This is a genomic window from Ideonella oryzae (genome assembly GCF_024055665.1).
Lineage (GTDB): Bacteria > Pseudomonadota > Gammaproteobacteria > Burkholderiales > Burkholderiaceae_C > Ideonella > Ideonella oryzae.
The window spans coordinates 350,921-371,210 of sequence record NZ_JAMXMC010000003.1 but is presented as its reverse complement, the minus strand read 5'-3'; the positions used below and the strand labels follow the sequence as shown (position 1 = coordinate 371,210).

At 67.4% G+C, this 20,290-nt stretch carries 8 protein-coding genes; 7 read left to right on the top strand and 1 reads right to left on the bottom strand.

Annotated features, from left to right (window positions below; all coding sequences use genetic code 11):
* Positions 1-238 precede the first annotated feature (238 nt).
* From M0L44_RS06670 to M0L44_RS06650, 5 genes are all read left to right on the top strand, one after another.
* Positions 239-8,524 (top strand): type I polyketide synthase, encoded by an 8,286-nt coding sequence (locus M0L44_RS06670; protein WP_252768865.1) that lies wholly within the window; start codon positions 239-241, stop codon positions 8,522-8,524.
* Positions 8,525-8,561: 37 nt separating this feature from the next.
* The gene (locus M0L44_RS06665) at positions 8,562-13,385 is read left to right on the top strand and encodes a type I polyketide synthase (RefSeq protein ID WP_252768864.1); all 4,824 of its coding nucleotides are present in this window, start codon (positions 8,562-8,564) and stop codon (positions 13,383-13,385) included.
* Positions 13,386-13,539: 154 nt separating this feature from the next.
* Positions 13,540-14,622, top strand: a complete 1,083-nt coding sequence (locus M0L44_RS06660; protein ID WP_252768863.1) for an alpha/beta fold hydrolase — start codon at positions 13,540-13,542, stop codon at positions 14,620-14,622.
* Between the two features lie 94 nt (positions 14,623-14,716).
* Positions 14,717-16,063 carry a hypothetical protein gene (locus tag M0L44_RS06655; RefSeq protein ID WP_252768862.1) on the top strand — a complete coding sequence of 449 codons (1,347 nt, stop codon included), beginning with the start codon at positions 14,717-14,719 and terminating at the stop codon, positions 16,061-16,063.
* A 129-nt stretch (positions 16,064-16,192) separates the two neighbouring features.
* Positions 16,193-17,092: an alpha/beta hydrolase gene (locus tag M0L44_RS06650; protein WP_252768861.1), complete on the top strand. Its 900-nt coding sequence runs from the start codon at positions 16,193-16,195 to the stop codon at positions 17,090-17,092.
* Here M0L44_RS06650 and M0L44_RS06645 read toward each other — a convergent pair.
* Positions 17,044-18,159, bottom strand: a complete 1,116-nt coding sequence (locus M0L44_RS06645; protein ID WP_252768860.1) for a hypothetical protein — start codon at positions 18,157-18,159, stop codon at positions 17,044-17,046. The genes M0L44_RS06650 and M0L44_RS06645 overlap by 49 nt on opposite strands.
* A 194-nt stretch (positions 18,160-18,353) precedes the next feature.
* On the opposite strand from M0L44_RS06645, the gene M0L44_RS06640 reads away from it, so the two are divergent.
* Positions 18,354-19,346: a helix-turn-helix transcriptional regulator gene (locus M0L44_RS06640; protein WP_252768859.1), complete on the top strand. Its 993-nt coding sequence runs from the start codon at positions 18,354-18,356 to the stop codon at positions 19,344-19,346.
* Positions 19,343-20,269, top strand: coding sequence for a bestrophin family protein (locus M0L44_RS06635; protein WP_252768858.1), 927 nt, complete (start codon positions 19,343-19,345; stop codon positions 20,267-20,269). The genes M0L44_RS06640 and M0L44_RS06635 overlap by 4 nt, the downstream gene beginning before the upstream one ends.
* Positions 20,270-20,290: the final 21 nt, after the last annotated feature.

Here is a 20,290-nt window from a genome sequence, read left to right as displayed (position 1 = left end):
CATGGGCGGCTTTTCCGTGTGATTTCCCCCACGTCAGCCATCCCTTGGTGTTCCGCGATAGAGGTTAGGGATAGTCGCTAGCCTGATCGGCGGGGGACATTAGAGGCACATCAAGTAATCGGCTACATGATTCGCGCCGGAAACAGGGTTGGTGAAAACCCGTCCGAGCGAGTCGCTGGCCCCCGACCTCCGGCGCGATTGGCCGACGCGACCGTCAGCAGAACTGGCCCGAAGGCATATGTCCAAGCACCTGTTCACCACGTTTGTCTTCACCCCTGCGGGGTCGCCCGATGCAGCCCTGGCCATCGCCGCCTGTCGCGCCGGTGCAGTGGGGGTGGTCAACGCCGAGTTCCAGTCGGACAGCCAGAGCGTGCTGGCCATGCTGGCCTCGGTCGCCCGTTTCTCCGGTCAGGGCTATGGTCTGAAGCTCGACCGCGTGGATCTCACCCTCGAGACGGCCCTGCGCTCGCCGGCCCTGTCGGGGCTGTCCTGGCTGATCGTCGAGCCCACGGTGGTGGCCACCGGCTGGGACTTGTTGGTCCAGCTGCGTGAGCGCGGCGTGCGCATCCTGGTCGAGGTCTGCGCGCCGGTGGTCCCGGCCCTGCCGTCCGAAGGGGTGGTGGAGGGCTGGCTGCTCAAGGGCAACGAGGCCGGTGGCTTCGTCGGTGAGGACGCCAGCTTCATCCTGATCCAGAAGTGGCTCAAGCTCAGCGCGCTGCCGCTGTACCTGCGTGGCGGCGTCACGCCGCACGTTGCCGCCGCCTGCCATGCCATCGGCATGGCCGGTGTGGTGCTGGATTCCCAGGTCCTGCTGCTGGAGGACGCTGGTGCTCCCGACGCTTTGGTGGCCCTGCTGGGCAACCTGTCGGGCAATGAGGCCCAGGCCATCGGCGATGGCGAGCATGGCGAGTACATCCGCGTGTTGGTGCGCCCCGGCCACAACGCCGCGCGCCAGTTGGCCGTGGAAGGCGAGGGCGCCGGCTTTGAGCGCCTGAAGGGGCTGGTGCAGGGCAAGATCGACTGGGTGAATCTCCGCGCCGGCCTGTTGCCGCTGGGGCAGGATGTCTGCTTCGCCGGTATCTGGCGCAAGCAGTACCGCCGCCTGGGTGAAGTGCTCAAGGCCATCGACGCAGCCGTGGCGGACCATCTGCCGGCCGCCGTGGGTTCGCAGGCGCTGGCCAAGAGTTCTCCGTTGGCTGAGGCGCTGGGCATTCCCTATCCCCTGGTGCAAGGGCCCATGACCCGCGTGTCCGACAGCGCCGCCTTCGCCCAGGCCGTGGCCGAAGGCGGGGCGCTGCCGATGCTGGCCTTCGCGCTGCTCAAGGGCGACGCCCTGCGCAAGCTGCTGGAGGAGTCCACCCAGCGTCTGGGCGACAAGCCCTGGGGCATCGGTCTGCTGGGCTTTGCGCCCCAGGCCTTGCTGGACGAGCAGCTGGCCATGGCGGCCGAGCACAAGCCGGCCTACGCCATCATCGCCGGCGGCCGTCCTGACCAGGCCGTCACGCTCGAGAAGGCCGGCATCGCCACCTTCCTGCACGTTCCCTCGGCCAACCTGATCCCGATGTTCGTCGGGGAGGGCGCGCGGCGCTTCATCTTCGAAGGCCGCGAGTGCGGTGGTCACATCGGCCCCTTGAGCAGCTTCGTGCTCTGGAGCACGATGGTCGACAAGTTGCTCGAGGAGCTGGGCAAGGGCAAGGTGCCTCCGAGCGAACTCCAGGTGCTGTTCGCCGGCGGCATCCACGATGCCGTGTCCTCCGCCTTCGTGCAGACCCTGGTGGCTCCGCTGATGGCCAAGGGCGTCAAGGTCGGCATCCTGATGGGCAGTGCCTATCTGTTCACGAAGGAGATCGTCGAGAGCGGCGCCATCGTCGAGCAGTTCCAGAAGGAAGTGATCGAGTGCGACCACACCGTGGCGCTCGAATCGGGCCCCGGCCACGCCAGTCGCTGCGCCTACACCGCCTTCGCCCAGGACTTCTTCCGCCAGCGGGACCAGATGCGCGAGGCCAAGGTGCCGGTGGACGAGGCTCGCAAGGTGCTGGACGACCTGGTGATGGGCCGTTTGCGCATCGCTTCCAAGGGCACCAACCGCAGCGGCCTCAACGGCGCGCTGGAGACCCTCACCCCTGAGCGCCAAAGCGCCGAAGGCATGTACATGCTGGGCCAGGTTGCCACGCTGCGTGCCGAGGTGACCGACATTGCCACCTTGCACCGCCAGGTGACCGATGATGCCGCCGCGCTGCTGAGCGATCGGCTGGCAGGCAGCCAACCCGAGGCACCGTCTGCCGCCACCGTGCCGCCGGCGGACGTCGCCATCGTGGGCATCGCCACCCTGCTGCCCAAGGCTGCCGAGGTGCGTGAGTACTGGGAAAACATCCTGAAGAAGGTCGACGGCATCAGCGAGATTCCGTCGCACCGCTGGGACTGGCGCCTGTACTTCGACAGCGACCGCCACGCCAAGGACAAGATCTACTCCAAGTGGGGTGGCTTCCTTGATGATGTGGCCTTTGATCCGATGAAGTTCGGCATGCCGCCGAAGTCGCTGGAGGCCATCGACCCCATGCAGCTGATGGCGCTGGAGGTGGCCCATCGAGCGCTGACCGACGCCGGCTACGTCGACCGCCCCTTCGACCGCGAACGGGCCTCGGTCATCCTGGGTGCCAGCGGCGGTACCGGTGATGTGGGCACGCAGTACGGCCTGCGTGCCGAGCTGCCGCGCTTTGCCGGCCAGTTGCCCGACGACGTGGCCGACCGCCTGCCGGAGTGGACGGAGGATTCCTTCGCCGGCATCCTGGTCAACGTGATCGCCGGGCGCATTGCCAACCGTTTGAACTTCGGCGGTGCCAACTTCACCACCGACGCAGCCTGCGGCTCCTCGCTGGCAGCGGTCTACCAAGGGGTGAGCGAGCTGACCGCCGGGCGCAGCGACTTCGTGCTGGCCGGGGGCGTGGACACCGTGCAGGGTCCCTTCGGCTTCCTGTGCTTCAGCAAGACCCAGGCGCTGTCGCCGCGCGGGCGCTGCGCCAGCTTCGACCAGGAGGGCGATGGCATCGCCATCTCCGAAGGCATTGCGATGATCGCTCTCAAGCGTCTGGCCGATGCCGAACGGGATGGCGACCGCATTTATGCGGTCATCAAGGGCGTCGGTGCCAGCAGCGATGGCAATGCCAAGGGCATGACCGCACCGTTGCCGGCGGGCCAACTGCGCGCCATGCGCCGTGCCTATGTGCAGGCCGGCTTCGGTCCGGCCGAAGTGGGGCTGTTTGAAGCCCACGGCACCGGCACGGTGGCGGGGGACACAGCTGAACTGGAGAGCACCAGCCTGCTGATGCGCGAGCAGGGCGTGGTGCCGCACGCTGCAGTTGTGGGTTCGGTCAAGACCATGATCGGTCACACCAAGGCCACTGCTGGCGTTGCGGGCCTGATCAAGGCGGCCCTGGCGCTGCAGCACAAGGTGCTGCCACCGCACCTGCACGTCACGAAGCCCAACAAGATCCTGCTGAACGAGGATGCGCCGCTGCACGTGTTGCTGGACGCCCAGCCCTGGCTCACCAGCGATGCCACCCCGCGCCGCGCGGGGGCCAGCGCCTTCGGCTTCGGGGGGACGAACTTCCATGTGGTGATGGAGGAGTACACCCGCGAATACCGCCCCTGGTTGCGCACGGCGCCGATGAACCAGTGGTCGGCCGAGCTGGTGCTGCTGGCCGCCGACGACAAGGCCCAACTCGTGGCCAAGGCGGTTGCACTGGCCGAGGAACTGCCTGCGTTGGGGGCACTGGCTCTGCGCGACCTGGCCGCCACCCTGGCGGCCCAGTGGCAGCCGGGCATGGAGACCCTGGCCGTGGTCGCCAAGGATTTGGCGGACCTGACCGACAAGCTGGGCAAGGCTGCGGCGTTCCTGAATGGCCAGGTGCCGATGCTGCCGCCGGGCGTGCATCATGGTGCGGCCGGCGCCGAGCCGGGCAAGGTGGCCGTCCTGTTCTCCGGCCAGGGCTCGCAATACCCGATGATGGGTCGCGAACTGGCGGTGGCCTTCCCGCAGGTGTCCGACGCCCTGTCCGAGGCCAACGCCGCGCTGAAGGCGCCGTTCGAGACGCGCTTCGGCCGCGGCAGCACGCTGGGTCGCTTCATTTTCCCGCCGGCGGTCTACGACGAAGAGGCGCTGGACGCTGCCCGCAAGGCGCTCACCAGCACCGATGTGGCCCAGCCCGCGCTGGGGGCCCTTGAGGTGGCCTTGCTGCGCCTGCTCCAGGGCATGGGTCTGGCGCCCGACATGGCGGCCGGCCACAGCTATGGCGAGTTCGTCGCCCACCACGCCGCGGGCGCCTATGGCCTGGACACGCTGATGCAGCTGTCGGCGGCGCGTGGCCGCTTCATCGTCGATGCCGCCAAGGCCGATGGCGCCGAGCTGGGCACCATGGCAGCGGTGCAGGCCCCGCGGGCCGATGTGGACCGCCTGCTGGCCGATGTGGCCGACATCGTCGTGGCCAACCACAACGCGCCTCTGCAGACCATCATCTCCGGCACCCGTGCCGGGGTCGAGGCCGCCATGGCCAAGATGACCGCGGCCGGTTTCGATGTCACGCCCATCCCGGTGGCCGCGGCCTTCCATTCCAAGCTGGTGGCGCCGGCCCAGTCCGCGCTGGCCGAGATGATCGAGGCCACCGACTGGCAGCCCGGCCAGATCCCGGTGTATTCCAACGCCACCGGTCGCCCCCACGCGGAAGACGTCGCCACGGTCAAGCGCAGCATGGCTGAGCACCTGGTGCAGTCGGTCGAGTTCGTGGCCGAGATCGAGGCCATGTACGCCGACGGTGCGCGTACCTTCATTGAGGTGGGCCCGAAGTCTGTGCTGACCAAGCTGACGGCCAAGATCCTGGCCGGCCAGCCGCACAAGGCCATCGCCCTGGACGATGGCTCCGGCCTTGGCGGTTTCCTCAATGGTGTCGCGCAGATGCTGTGCGCCGGCCTGGACCTGGATTTGTCGCCCCTGTTCGGTCGCGACTGCCGCGTCGGCGACCCGGCTCAGTTGGGCGCCCTGCAACGCATCGTCAGCGTGCCCAAGCACGCCTGGATGATCAACGGCAGCGGCGTGCGCCGGCTGTCCGACCCGGTGCGCCAGATCGGTGTCACGCTGGAGCAGGCCCAGACCCTGAACCTGGCCGTGGCGCCCGTGGCCAGTGCTGCATCCGCTGCCCTGACGGCCACTCCGGCATCCGCCCACCTTTCCATGCCGGCGGCGGCCACGCCCTCGGTCCCGCAGCCCGCAACCCCCCCTTCACGTTGGAGAAGAGAGCCCCGTATGGATGAACGACGTCCCCTGCCACCGGCAGGATCTTCCGGCGTCATGTCGGAATACTTCGAGACCATGCGCCAGTTCCTGGAAACCCAGGAACGGGTGATGGCCATGTTCGTAGGCGAAGGCGTGGCCACTCCGGCCCGCCCGGCCCGTCTGGCGCGCCCTGCCCAGCCGGTGGCCCTGGCCCGTGTGGCCGAGGTGCCGCCTGCTGCGCCGGCCGTCGTCGTGCCGCCCGCAGTGGTGCCCGCCGCTGTCGCGCCGGTGGCTCCCCCGGTGGTGGTGCCTGCGCCGGTGATGCCGGCTCCGGTGCCCGCCCCCGTGGCAGCCAAGCCTGCCCCTGTGGCAGCTCCGGTGGCCGCCGCCGCACCCGCGGCTGGCGCGGCGCTGAGCCGCGAGCAGATGATTGACATGCTGCTGTCCATCGTCGAGGAGAAGACCGGCTACCCGCGCGACATGGTGGGTCTGGACCAGAACCTCGAGTCGGACCTCGGCATTGATTCGATCAAGCGCATCGAAGTCGTCGGCGCCATGCTGCAGAAGCTGCCCGAAGGCCTGCGCGCTGCGCTGACCGAGAGCCGCAGCAAGCTCAACACCCAGCCCACGCTGAACGGCATGCTGGACATCATGGGTTCGGCCAAGAGCGGGAGCGCTGTCGCCAGCCCTTTTGATGTTGCCGAGACGGGATCAAAGGTTGCTGCCTCCGCCAGCAGCAGCCACCCGCCTCGGCATGTTGTCGTGCCCGTGCACGAAGCCCTGGAAGCCGATGCACTGAAGCAGCTCAAGGCCGGCCTGTTTGTCATCACCGATGACCTGACAGGTCAGGCCAAGGCCCTGGCAGGGGCCCTGCGCGAGCAGGGTCGCGAGTCCGTCCTGGTGGGACGCGACGTGCTGGGCAGTGAATCGGCCCTGATCGAATGGGCGGCCAAGCTGCGCGAAGGCGCGCAGCCCTTGGCCGGCCTGGTTCACCTGGCCGAGCTGGGCAGCGAGATGCTGCCCCCGCAAGGCTCGGTGGCCGAATGGCGCCAGCAACTGCTGGTGAACGAGAAATCGTTGTTCCTGCTGCTGCGCGAACTGTCGACCAGCCTGGGCGAGGGTGCCCATGTGATGTCGGTCAGCGCGCTGGGCGGCTACTTCAACCGTGCCGGTGCCCATGTGCCGGCCGGCCTGACCCTGCAGTCCGGCGCTGCCGGCATGCTCAAGTCCTTCCACGAGGAACGTCCTGAGCTGCGGGTCAAGATTGTGGACCTGGATCCCGGCCAGTCGCCGGCGGCCCAGATCCAGACCGTGATGACCGAGCTGGAGGTCGTGGGTGGCCGCCAGGAGGTGGGCTATCCCGACGGACAGCGCACGGTCTTCAAGACCGAGGCCATGGTGGCGCCGGTGGACCCGGCCCGCATGGCCCGGCTGCAGGGCATCGTGGTGCTGGCCACCGGTGGCGCCCGCGGCATCACCGCCGAGGTGTTGCGCGAACTGGCGCTGCCCGGCAACACCCTGGTGCTGACAGGGCGCGGTGCCTGGCCCGAGGCCGAGCCTGCCGAGCAGGCCGCGCTGGCCACGCCGGAGGCCCTGCGCCAGCACTTCATCGCCGAAGTGCGCGCGGGCAAGAGTTCGCTCAAGCCGGCCGAGATCCAGAAGAAGGTGGCGGCCGTGATGGCCGCCCGCGAAATGCTGGGCAACCGCGCCGACTTCGAGCAGCGCGGGGCCAAGGTCGAGTACCGCTCGGTCGACGTGGGTGACGACGCTGGCATGAAGGGCCTCATCGAGGACCTCTACGCCCAGTTCGGTGCCATCCACGGCGTGCTGCACGGTGCCGGCGTGATCGAGGACAAGTTCCTGGTGGACAAGGCCTCGGACAGCTGGGACCGTGTGGTCAACACCAAGGTCATCGGCTTGCTGCTGCTGCAGAAGTACCTGCGCGCCGAGTCGCTGCGTTTCCTGACCGTGTTCAGCTCGGTGGCCGGCCGGTACGGCAACAGTGGCCAGTCCGACTACGCCACGGCCAACGAGCTGATGAACCGCCTGTGCTGCCAGCTCTACCGTCGCTGGGGTGGCCAGGTCAACGTCAACGCCCTGTGCTGGGGACCGTGGGGGCCGACGATGTTCGGTGCCGGCATGGTCACCGCCGAGACCGAGGCCAAGTTCGCCGAGAAGGGCGTCTACCTGGTGACGGCTGCGGCCGGCCGGCAGCTGCTCAAGGATGAGCTGCTGCGCACGGACGACACCTACATCGAGATCATCTGTGGCGAAGGCCCCTGGGAGCAGCGTGAGGCCGACTTGGGCCAGGTGCAGCTGCAGGCCCCGGCGGCCCCCGGCAAGGTGCTGGGTGCGCTGCTCGGTGCCGCCGAGATGATGACCCTGCCGATGGGCGGCCAGGTGGTGAGCTTCGCCATCGACGCCAACCATGCCTACCTGCAGGAACACCGCATCGATGCGACCCCGGTGCTGCCGGCGGCCGTGGCGCTGGAACTGCTGTCCCAGGCGGGCCACGCGCTGTGGCCGGGCTGGCGTGTGGTGGAGGTCAAGGACTTCCGTCTGATGAAGGGCGTGGAGCTCAAGGAGGCCGTGCGCCGCTTCGACATCGTGATCAACCCGCCGCCCTATGGCAGCGCGGAAGGTTTCGAGGTGGTGGCCACGCTGCAGAGCGAGCAGCAGGGCGGCAAGACGGTCGTGCACTACAAGGCCGTGCTGCGGCTGGAGCAGCGCCTGCCCGAAGGCTTCAGCCACCCGGTGCGCGCGCGCTTCGAGAAGAAGCTGCCGGTGGCCCAGGCCTATGACCAGTTCCTGTTCCACGGCCCTCGCTTCCGGGTGATGACGGCGCTCAAGGGCCTGTCGTCCGATGCTGCCGCCGCCGCCGTGGTGCCCAGCGCGCCCCATGGCTGGCTGCGCGGTGTGCCGGCCGAGCATGACCACTGGGTGTTCGACCCCGCGATCATCGACGCCGGTCCGCAGCTGGCCATCGTCTGGGCACGCGAGTTCCGCAACGAGACCTGCCTGCCGACTCGCTTCGGCCGGGTGGTCCGCTACGTGGACCAACTGCCCGAGCAGATGACGATGGAGCTGGAGGTGGTGCCGCTGGACGATGCCGGTTTGGTGGGTGCCAACGTCTACTACACCAACGCCGCCGGCGAGGTGGTGATGATGATCGAGGACATGCAGTGCATCGCCAGCCAGGCCCTAAACCGGCTGGGCGGCACCGCCGGTCAGCAGCCCAGCAAGTCGTCGGTGTGAGTTTGTTGCAATGACCGATCTTTCCCAAGGAGTCCCCGTGAGCGGGAACGCATCCACCCCGGCGCCTGTCGCCATCATCGGCATGGCCTGCATGTACCCGCAGGCCCCCAATCTGCAGGCGTTCTGGCGCAACATCATCGGCGGGGTGGATGCCATCTCCGAACCGGTGGACTCCTGGGATGCCCAGCGCTATCTGGACAGCGGTCGCATCAAGACGCCCTATGGGGGCTATCTGCGGGACCTGTACCGCTTCGATCCGCGCGAATTCGGCATCATGCCGAGCTCGCTGGACGGTGGCGAGCCCGACCAATTCCTGGCCCTGAAGGTGGCGGCCGAGGCCCTGAAGGACGCGGGCTACCTCGACCTAGCCTACGACCACCGCGACACCGGCATCGTGCTGGGCCACAGCACCTACCTGCACCGCGGGCAGGGCACGCTGATCCAGAACCACATCGTGGTGGACCAGACGGTGGAGATCCTGCAGGCGGCCTGCCCCCACCTGGGGCCGGAACAGCTGGAATCGGTGCGCGCGTTGCTGGCCAAGAAGCTTCCGGCGGCCACGCCGGACATCGCTCCGGGCCTGGTGCCCAACGTGATGACCGGCCGCATCGCCAACCGGCTGAACCTCAAGGGCCCCAACTACCTGGTGGATGCGGCCTGCTCGTCCTCGCTGCTGGCGGTCAACGCGGCCATGGACGAACTGCGCCTGGGGCGCAGCAAACTGATGATCGCGGGTGGCGTGAACGCCTCCCTGCCGGCCGAAGTGGCGGTGATCTTCACCCAGCTCGGGGCCCTCAGCGGCCGCGGCAAGGTGCGGCCCTTCGAGAAGGGCAGCGACGGCACCCTGCTGGGCGAGGGCCTGGGCATGGTGGTGCTGAAGCTGCTGGACGAGGCGTTGGCCGATGGCGACCGGGTCTATGCCGTGCTGCGTGGCGTGGGCCAGTCCAGTGACGGTCGGGGCACCGGTCTGCTGGCTCCCAGCATGGAAGGCGAATCGCTGGCCGTGCAACGGGCCTATGCCGAAAGCCGCGTAGACCCGTCCACGGTGGGGCTGGTGGAAGCCCACGGTACGGGCATCCCGCTGGGTGACAAGACCGAGATCGCCTCGCTCAAGTCGGTGTTCGGCACCCGCACGGCGGCGCAGGGCAGCATTGCCTTGGGTTCGGTCAAGTCCATGATCAGCCACACCATCCCGGCGGCGGGCATGGCGGGGCTGATCAAGGCATCGCTGGCCCTGCACCACAAGGTGCTGCCGCCGATGCTGTGCGGCGAGGTGAACCCCGAGCTGGGCATTGACGACACGACGCTCTACGTCAACAACGAAACCCGCCCGTGGATCACGCCGCAGGGTGCCCCGCGCCGTGCGGGGGTGAATTCCTTCGGCTTCGGCGGCATCAACACCCACGCAGTGCTGGAAGAGGCCCCGGTGGCCGCGGCCAAGCCGGCGCGCTGCCTGCCCTGGCCGTCCGAGCTGTGCGTGCTCGCGGCTGAGAGCACCGAGGCCCTGGTCGAGCGCATCACGCAGGTCCAGGCCTGGCTGACCGCGCGCACCGACCTGTCGATGGGCGACATCGCCGCCTCGCTGGCCGGCCAGGTGGGCGAGGGGGCCTGCCGCCTGGCGGTCGTCGCCAGCGATGCCGTCGGGCTGAACAAGCAGCTGCAGCAGGCGCTCAAGAAGCTGGGCAGCGGTGGCGCCACGTCCTGGGCCACCCGCGGCGGCATGTTCTACAGCGCTCAGCCGCTGGAGGGCAAGCTGGCCTTCATTTTCCCGGGCGAAGGCTCGCAGTACAGCGCCATGCTGTCGGACATGGCCCAGTGCTTTGACGACGTGCGCGACTGGCTGGATTTCTGGTGCGGTCTGTACCCGGACGTGCCGGGCGAGCGTCGCACCGACATCGCCTTCCCGCCGCCCACGGGGCTGAGCGAGGAGCGCCGTGCCGAGCTCGAGCGGCGCATGCACGACATGGACGTCGGCTCCGAGGCCGTGTTCGTGGGCGCGCAGGCGCTCAACGCCCTGCTGGGCACGATGGGCGTGCAGCCTGACGTCATGTTGGGCCACAGCTCGGGTGAGTCATCGGCCCTGGCGGCCTCCGGCGCCATTCCGGCGGCCTCGTCGCAAGAGCTGGCCGAGTTCATCCGCGAGCTCAACCGTGTCTACCGTGAAGAGCTGGCCAATGGCTCGATCCCGACCGGCGCACTGCTGGCTGTCGGTGCCATGGACCGTCCCAGCCTGGACCAGCATCTGGCCGAGAGCGGCCCGGGCGTGGTCGTGGCCATGGACAACTGCGCCAACCAGGTGATCCTCTACGGGGCCGTCGATGTGATGGCCACGCTGCAGCAGCGCCTGACCCAGGCCGGTGCCATCTGCATGCCGCTGCCCTTTGACCGCGGTTACCACACGCCGGCCTTCGACACCGTCACCAAGGCCTTCCTGAAGTACTACAAGGCCATCAAGCTGGGTTCGCCCCGCGTGCCGCTGTATTCCTGTGCCACCACTGGTCTGTTCCCGGACGGTGCCGCGGCCATCCGCCAGACGGCTGCGTCACAGTGGTCCACCACGGTGCGCTTCCGCGAGACGATCCAGAAGATGCACGACGAGGGCGTCCGCTGGTTCATCGAGGTGGGACCGTCCGCCAACCTGACGGCCTTTGTGAACGACATCCTGGCCGGGCGCGAGTACGTGGCCGTGGCCACCAACCAGCGCAAGCGCCCGGGCGTGGACCAGTTCCTGATGGTGCTGGGCCAGCTCTGGGTCAACCGCAAGCCGGTGGCGTTGGGCAAGCTGTTCGAGCAACGTGCGCTCACACAGGTGTCGCTGGGCGACCTGTCCGTGCCCAAGGCCAAGGGCATTCTGCTGGACAACACCATGCCGCAGATGCACCTGACCGAGGCGGAGCGCGCCCAGTTGGGGACGCTGGCCGCGCCCATGGTGGTGCAGGCGGTGTCTGCGCCGGTTCCGCCGGCCCAGGCCACCGCGTCGGTTTCCCAGCTCCCCCCCGTGGCAGCCCCGGCCACCTCGACGGCGCCGGTGCAGGTCACCGAGGACGCCGAGCTGGTGTTGCGCCAGCAGGTGATGGGCGAGTATTTCGACATGATGCGTGGCTTCCTCGCTCAGCAGCAGTCGGTGATGGATCGTCTGCAGCCTGATGCCATGGAGGCCGAAGGCGTCGTGACACTGGATCCGGTGGCCGCAGCCACCGGCTTCCTGGACGAGATCGTCGAGCAGGATGCCGAGCACCTGGTGGCGCGCAGCACCTTGAGCCTGGCCCGGGACAACTTCCTGCGTGACCATGTGCTGTCTGGGCGGGTGGATCCCCAGGACGGAGTTCTGGGTCTGTCCTGCGTGCCGATGATGGTCAGCCTGGAGATCATGGCCCAGGCCTGTGCGGCCTTGGCTGGCAATGTCAACGTGACCGTGGTCGAGCATGTCCGCGCCTTTGACTGGATCGCACTCGACGCGGGTGAGGTGACTCTCACCGTTGAGGCTCGTCTGGTCGATGCGGCCCAGCAGCGCTACGCGGCGGTGCTGTCCGGCCCGTCGGGCAAGCTGGTCAGCGGCGAGTTCCTGTTCCAGCCCGTCTGGCAGTTGCCCGGGCTGGCCTCGCTGGGTGAATGGCGCAGCTCCCTGTGGAACGACGAGGAGCTCTACACCTGCGGCATGTTCCATGGCCCGGTGTTCCAGAGCATCACCCACATCGATGGCTGGGACGATGCCGGCATCGACTGCCAGCTCTCGCCGGTGAGCCTGAACGACTTCTTCGTGTCGGGGCAGCCGACAAAGCTGGTGCTGAACCCGGTGCTGCTGGATGCCATGGGGCAGCTGGCCGCCTACTGGATTGCCCAGTTCGCCGGCACCGACTTCAACTGCTTCCCGTCGACCATCGATCGCATCGAGCTCTACAGCCCTTGCCCGGCCGATCTGTCGCAGCTGCGCCTGCAGGCCCGCCAGCACTCGCTGGATCCGTCGAGCAATGCGGTGTCGGCACCGCGTGCCTGGCAGTTCGAATGCCTGGACGCCCAGGGCCAGCCGCTGGTGCGGGTGCGCAATCTGGTGAACGTGTTCTTCCCGGTGCCCAATCGCTTCTACCAGGTGCGGCGCGATCCGCTCCAAGGCTGGCTGGGGCAGCCCATGGCGGCCGGTGCCGAACGCGGCACGCTGGTCTGGGCGCTGGAGCATCTGCCAGAAGACTTCTGCAGCCAGTCTGCCAACATCTTCCTGCGCATCCTGGCCCACATCTACCTCAGCGCTGGTGAGCGTGAGGATTGGGCCGCGCTGACCGGCAATGCGCGCCACAAGCGCCAATGGCTGCTCGGCCGAGCCTGCATCAAGGAGGCGGTGCGCTATTGGGTCGCTCAGCAGACGGGCGAGTGGCTTTATTCGTCCGAGATCGAGGTGCGCCACGACGCGCTCGGCGCCCCTTGGGTGGATGGCTGGTGGCGTGACCAGTTGATCGCAGCGCCCGAGATCTCGCTGACCCACAACGATTGGGGCAGTGTGGTGGCGGTCAACCCACCGCAGGTGCCGGTGGGGGTGGATGCAGAGCAATGGGGGCGCATTCGCAGTCCAGAGCTGTTTGCCGCATCGTTGAGCGAACAGGAGCGTTCAGCCCTTGGCGCGATTCCTGCTGGTCAGCAGAGCGAACACCTGCTGGCCCTCTGGTGTGCCAAGGAAGCTGCGGCGAAGTGTCTCGGCACCGGACTGCAGGGCCAGCCGGAGAGGTTCGAGGTTCGATTCCTGGATGCGGCAGGGCAAAACGCCCAGGTGGTGCACGACGACATGCAGATGGAGGTCTCCCTGTACCGGGATGCCCAGACCGTGATTGCCCTGGCCGTCGAGCAGGGCGGTGCCGAGGTGTCCTGAGGTGACCTTGACGCTTGCGCAGTGCCCCGAAGTCGTGAAATACGGCAGGGAGCGTGCCCCTTGGGTGTGCCAGGGCGGCGCTACCATGTCCATGGAATCAGAGGATGAGATGCCTGCTCGGTCGAGGACGCCGGGCCACCTGGAGTAAGCCGTCATGCCCGTCGCACAAGTCAATGGTGTCCGTCTGAACTATGTTCAGATGGAACCGCAGAATGCAGAGGGCGAGGTCGAAGACCTCGTGATGGTGCATGGTCTGGCCACCAACCTGGCGTTTTGGTACTTTCACTACGCGCCGGTGTTCTCCCAACGTTTCCGGGTCACGCTGTACGACCTGCGTGGGCATGGCCGTTCGGAGATGACGCCAGGCGGCTACACCCCGCCCCAGCAGGCGCGTGACCTGTTGGGCTTGATGGACCACCTGGGCATTGCCAAGGCTCACTTTCTGTCGCACAGCTACGGTGGCGTGATCACCCTGAATGCAGCGTGCATGGCGCCCGAGCGCTTTCGCAGTCTGGTCCTGGCGGACACGCACATCTCTGCAGCCCGCCACCAGCGCCAATGGGAGGCCGGACAGTTTGGCGAGGAGATGCAGGCGATCCTGCACGCCCACCACATCCACCTGGACACCCGCGACCCGTACTTCGGCTACAAGCTGTTGACCGAGGTGGCGCATCTGCAGTTGCGCAGCGAGGAGGTGCCGCCCGCGCTGGCGGAACTGGTGAGTCCCTTCATCGGCAAGTACGGCAACCGCACGGCCAGCCAGTGGATCCGGTTGATGGATCAGACCGAGGCCGGCAAGGAACTGATGGGCAGCGATGACGGCCTGCGCCTGGAAGAACTGCGCAAGCTGACCTTCCCGATCATGGCGATGTATGGCGACCATTCCCAGGCCCGTCTGACGGGCCGCGAATTGCTCAACGTGTGGAGTCACGCCGTGTTTCGGCGGGTGCCTGACGGTGGACACTTCTTCCCATCCTCGCGTCCCAAGGAGCTGATCCATGGCTGCGAGCGCTTCTGGGGGGGCGAATTCCATGCGCGACATCGCCAGCGTGCGGGCGAGGCGAAGAAGAACTTTTTCCGCAGCGACCGGATCATCCAATCCGGCGATGCGTGGTACTTCATGACACGTGAACAGGCCCGGGTTGGGCCGGCTGCCAGTCGTGAGGAGGCGGAGCAACTGCTGGCCTCCTTCATGGCGGCCATGGCAACGGAAGAACAGAGTGCGGCGGCCGTCTAACAAGCTGGGGACATATCCGGGTTTCAGTCAGCGCGATTTCCGCCTGATCGCACATGGGGGCTTTGGAGATGGTCTGAATGCCTATGCGCATTCGATGGCCTACTACAAGGACCATCTCTATGTCGCCACCACCCGGGGCAACTTCCCGTTCATGAAGGCCCGCCTGCCCATCGGCATGGACGTGTGGCCCGTCGAGTGTCCGGAAAGCCCGTTCGATCTCGACATGCATGCCGAGATCTGGCGCTACACCCCGGCTGAGAACAGCTGGGAGAAGGTCTTCAAGGCGCCGACCATCATCGGCAGCCACGGCAAGCCCATCCCCCGGGAACTGGGCTTTCGCGGCATGGTGGTGTACCAGCCGACGCCTTCGTCCGAGCCGGAGCTGTTTGTCAGCACCTGGTCGCCAGCCCGGGGGCCGGGGCCGAACATCCTGCGCTCCACCGATGGTCACCACTTCGAGCCCACCTGCGAACCGGGTCTGGGTGGACTGCCGGTGACCACCATCCGCACCATGGTGCCGTTCAAGGGCCGCATGTTCACCACCCCGGCGGGCTCGCGCGGGGGCAACCCGAACGTCTCAGCCCACTCGGTCGTGTACGAGAGCACCGATCCCGGCAGCGGGGAATGGGAGCCGGTGTCCGACTTCGGTTTCGGTGACGCAGGCAACAAGACCATCTTCGAGATGGCTGGCTTCGGCGACCACCTCTACGTGGGCACCTTCAATCTGGAAGGCTTCCAGATCTGGCGCAGCACGGTCGAAGGCCCCAAGCCCTACGTCTGGGAGCGGGTGGTCGAGAAGGGGGCCTACCGCGGGCCGCTGAACCAGTGCGTGCTGAGTCTGTACCCGTTCAAGGGCCACCTCTATGTCGGTGGCGGCATCCAGGGTGGCGGTGTGGACACGCAGAACCGCATCGGCCCGGCGCCACCGGAGATGATCCGTATCGCGCCCGACGGTCACTGGGATCTGCTGGTGGGCGAAAGCCGTGACACGCCCATCGGTCGCAAGGAAGCGCTGTCGGGTTGGTTGCCCGGCTTCGACAACTTCTTCAACGGCTACTTCTGGCGCATGTGTGCCCACGAGGGCTGGCTTTACATGGGCACTTTCGAGTGGAGTTCGGTGCTGGGCTACGCCAACCGGCGCCGCTGGCCGCCTGCCTTCACCAACATCGTCAACAAGCTCACCCCCGAATTCCTGCTGGAGCATTCCTGCGGCTTTGACCTCTACCGCAGCTATGACGGCGTGAACTGGGTGCCGGTGACCACCAACGGCATGGGCAACCCGTACAACATGGGGTTGCGTACGCTGGTCTCCACGCCGCACGGCATGTTCATCGGCACGGCCAACCCCTTCGGGCCGAAGATCATGCCGCTGGGCGGGGACCGCTATGTGCCCAACCCGCGGGGCGGCTGCGAGGTCTTCCTGGCCTCTTCGGATGCCTGAGGAACCCGGCGTGTCAACCGCCAGGGGCCCCATCAGCGTTGGACGGTGCACGTGTTGTGCCGTCACAAAGGACCATTCATGCACGATCGAAGCAAGCGTTGGGCATTGGCCGCTCTGGGGGGCCTTCTCGTGACCCCTGTTTTTGGTGGCCCCCTGCGCGATGCGCTCGTCGATCGTGTGCTGTCGCGCCGCATCGAGTCGGCCCAGGAGAGCGGCGAGTTCGGGGAGGGCAAGTCCGAGCCGCTGACCCTGCCGTCCTACGTGAAAGCCCAACTGGACGTGAGCTACGGCGCTGACCCGGCTCAGCGCCTGGACGTCTACATGCCCACGGCCCGCAGCGGCAACGCGCCGATGCCCGTCATCTTCATGGTGCACGGCGGAGCCTGGATGATCGGCGACAAGTCCACGGCCAACGTGGTGATGAACAAGATCACCCGCTGGATCCCGAAGGGCTATGTGGTGGTCTGCCCGAACTACCGCATGTTGCCCAAGACGGATGTGCAGGGCGAAGTGGACGACGTGGCCAAGGCGCTGGCCTACGCCCAGGCCCATGCCGCCGACTGGGGGGGCGACTCCAACCGCTTTGTGCTGATGGGCCACTCGGCCGGGGCCCATCTGGTGTCCCTGATTGCCGCAGCGCCGGAACTGGCGTTGAACCAGGGGGCACGTTCCTGGCTGGGCACCGTGTCGCTGGACAGCGCATCGATGGACGTGGTGCGCACCATGCGGGAGAAGCACTACAGCTTCTACGACAAGGTCTTTGGTTCGGACCAGGGCTTCTGGCAGCAGGTTTCGCCGTATAGCCGGCTGCGCAAGGCACCCGCACCGATGATGCTGGTCTGCTCCTCCAAGCGCGAAGACTCCTGTCCGCAGGCCCGCAGTTTCGCCGACAAGGTGAACTCGCTGGGCGGGCGGGCCACCGTGCTTCCGGTGGATCTCACCCACGCCGACGTGAACAAGAAGCTGGGTGAATCCAGCGCCTACACCGACGCGGTCGAGGGCTTTCTGCGCAGCATCGGCCTGAACTGAACCCGCGCGCGGACGCGCGGCTCGGTCCGTCCCCCCGACTCCAGCGCCCAGCCATCGGTGGCCCCCGCGGCGGCATGCTGCTGCATTCGCCGCCCACTGACACCCAGCGACAGGGCGTTGCAGAGCAGTCGTTCGGTCTGGGCGGCGCTCAGTTGCAGCGCGAAATGCTGCCAGCGGCGCAGCACCCGCGCGTCAGCCCAGGCGTCTTCCAGGCGCTGCTTGAGCGTTTCCGCGTCGACAGGACGGCCGCTTTGCCAGACTCTGGGCAAGAAGCCGCCCACGAAGACCCGGAAGGCCAGGCGGCTGGCTTCGGGGAGCCGCTCGGCCAGGCGATTCAGGCGCTGGCTCCATCCATCGAGCTCCATCTGCAGCGTCAGCCAGACTTGCAACCCCTGGATGGGGTTGAGCACCCGGACCCGGTTGGGTGGCAGGGCCCGCAGGGGCAGTTGAGCAGCGTCCTCGTGCGGCAGCGGCGTGGCCAGCCAGACCAGCCCGGCCAGGCGTGCCCACTCCTCGCTGCTCAACTGACGGAACAGACCGTCTTCAGAGGTGCTTGCCTGCCGGGCGGCCGCCAAGGCGGACGGGCCCGTGATGCCCGGCAACGCCTTGGCCACCCGGTCACAGACCCCGGCCAGATTCCCGGCTGCATAGCCGGCAGCCTGGTTCAGCCGAACGACGTGGGCCTGGCCGTTCAGTGGTTCGCGGCTGACCGGGCAATGGGTCGCGCCGAGCTGCTTCAGGAAGTGCGGTGTCACCAGCAGGTCTTCGAAGACCAGCCCCTGCTCCCAGGCTTCGATGCGCAGTTGCAACCAGGTCTGCACTTCGGCATGGGCAGGCCGGGTGCGTCCGGCAAAGGCGCGGCGGCCAGCCTGCCAGCCTTGGCGCAGGGGGTTGCCAGGCAGCAGATGGCGCTGGGGCGGGAGCAGACCGTGGCGGGCATGGTCCCAGCCAATGCCGTAGCCGGTCTGGAAGTCGGTATCGACCACCCAGTGCCCTGTCGGTGCCCGACAGGGGCTGGCGGGCAGGGGGGCGGACAGATCGTCGAAGGCGAAAGAGGTCTGTGCCATGGTGAAGCGCTCCTCGGTTACGTCGAGTCGGCGGCTGGCCCGCCGGGCAGCTGATGGACCTTTTCCTTCAGCATGGGGTGCAGTTTGGCGGTCGGAAAGCTCATGGCGTGAGCCTGGCGACTTGTCCAGCCGTGGGGTGTTCACGCCTCTGTGACCATGCGTTAAGCTGCAGGCTCATTCCCTGAGCTGTGAACATGAACCGCACCGAACGCTTCTACCGCATCGAACTGCTGATCAAGAGCCGTGGCGGGGTCAATTTCGAGACCCTGATGGACGAACTGGAGGTCTCCCGGGCCACCCTCAAGCGCGACCTGCAGTACCTGCGCGACCGCATGGATGCTCCCATCGTCTATGACCGCTTTGACAACCTGTACAAGTTCGAAGGCGGGGCGAGCGGTACAGCGCCAGCTCACCAACTGCCCGGTGTCTGGTTCAGCGAATCCGAGATCCATGCGTTGCTGACCATGCACCAGCTGATCGACGGACTGGATGCCGGCGGCGTGCTGGGGCGCCATCTGCAACCGCTGCTGGACAAGCTCAACGGCATGCTGGGCACGACCAGCTCCGAATCCCGTGAGCTGATGAAGCGGGTCAAGATCGTCAACCCGGCCCGCCGCCCTGTGCCCAGCCGCTGGTTCGAGGCCGTCGGCAGCGCGCTGCTCAAGCGCAAGCGCCTGGACATCGTCTACTTCACCCGTGCCAAGCAGACCGAGTCGCAGCGCGAGGTCTCGCCCCAGCGCCTCATCCATTACCGGAACACCTGGTACCTCGATGCCTGGTGCCACCAGAGTGACGGGCTGCGCCGCTTTGCGTTGGATGCCGTGCGTTCGGCCAAGGCCCTGGAGAGCCGGGCCAAGGACGTGGCGCTCAAGAACGTCGAGGCCGAGCTTGATGGCGGCTATGGCATCTTCAGCGGCAAGGCCATCCAGTGGGCGACGCTGGTGTTCTCACCGGAAGCCGCCCAATGGGTGGCCCTGGAGGAATGGCATCCCCGCCAGACGCTCAAGACGCTGACCGACGGTAGCCTGGAGATGCGCCTGCCCTACGCGGACGCCACCGAACTGGCGATGGACATCCTGCGCCACGGCCCGCAGGTGCGAGTGGCGTCGCCGGTGGCGCTGGCCCGCCAGGTGGCCCAGCGCCTGCGCGAGGCAGCCGCCCAGTACCCGGAGGGCGGCGGCCGATGATCGTCCGCGACCGTCCCCACGGGCTGGCGCTGTTCTTCGTGATGCGCGGTTCGGTGCTGCCCAGCATCCTGCCCGCGCTGGCGGTGAACGTGCTGTTCGCGGTGGTGGTCACGGTGCTGCACGGTGTGTTCCTGGACCACAAGATCGAGGTCACCACGGCGCCGTTCTCCCTGATTGGCTTGGCCTTGGCCATCTTCCTGGGTTTTCGCAACTCGGCGGCTTACGACCGCTACTGGGAAGGGCGCAAGCTCTGGGGCGAGATGGTGCACGCCAGCCGCAGCTGGGCCCGCGGGGTGATGTGCTACCTGCATTCCGGGGACGCTCCTGATGGGCCGAGGCGCCGGCCGATGGTGATGGCGGTGGCAGCCATGGCCCATGCCTTGCGTCATCAGTTGCGAGGGACCGATGCCCGGGAGGATCTGGTGCGCTGCCTCGGCGAGGAGACGGTTGCGCGCGTGATGGAGCGACGCAATGTGCCGGCGGCGCTGCTGCAGCAGGCCGGGCAGGGGCTCGGCGACTGGCTGCGCTCCGGACGGCTGGACCCTCAGCTGGTGACAACGATGGAGGCGCGTCTGGCCGAACTCACCGCCTGCGCAGCCGGTTGCGAGCGCATTGCCAGCACGCCCATCCCGTTTGCCTATACGCTGTTGCTGCACCGCACCGCCTACATCTACTGCTTTCTGCTGCCCTTCGGGCTGGTGGACACGCTGCACGGCCTGACGCCGCTGGTGGTGGGCCTCGTGGCCTACACCTTCTTCGGTCTCGATGCGCTGGGCGACGAGATCGAGGATCCCTTCGGGACACAGCTGAACCACCTGCCGCTGGACGCGCTGTGCGTCACCATCGAGACCAGCCTGCGCGAGGCGCTGGGCGAGACCGATCTGCCGGCGCCACCCCAGCCCGAGCGCTACGTCCTGACCTGAGCTTTCTGAACACGATTTGCC

Coding starts and splice junctions, on each gene's coding strand:
- M0L44_RS06670 (WP_252768865.1), top strand. CDS start 239: ATGTCCAAGCACCTGTTCACCACGTTTGTCTTCACCCCTGCGGGGTCG.
- M0L44_RS06660 (WP_252768863.1), top strand. CDS start 13,540: ATGCCCGTCGCACAAGTCAATGGTGTCCGTCTGAACTATGTTCAGATG.
- M0L44_RS06655 (WP_252768862.1), top strand. CDS start 14,717: ATGGCCTACTACAAGGACCATCTCTATGTCGCCACCACCCGGGGCAAC.
- M0L44_RS06645 (WP_252768860.1), bottom strand. CDS start 18,159: ATGGCACAGACCTCTTTCGCCTTCGACGATCTGTCCGCCCCCCTGCCC.
- M0L44_RS06640 (WP_252768859.1), top strand. CDS start 18,354: ATGAACCGCACCGAACGCTTCTACCGCATCGAACTGCTGATCAAGAGC.
- M0L44_RS06635 (WP_252768858.1), top strand. CDS start 19,343: ATGATCGTCCGCGACCGTCCCCACGGGCTGGCGCTGTTCTTCGTGATG.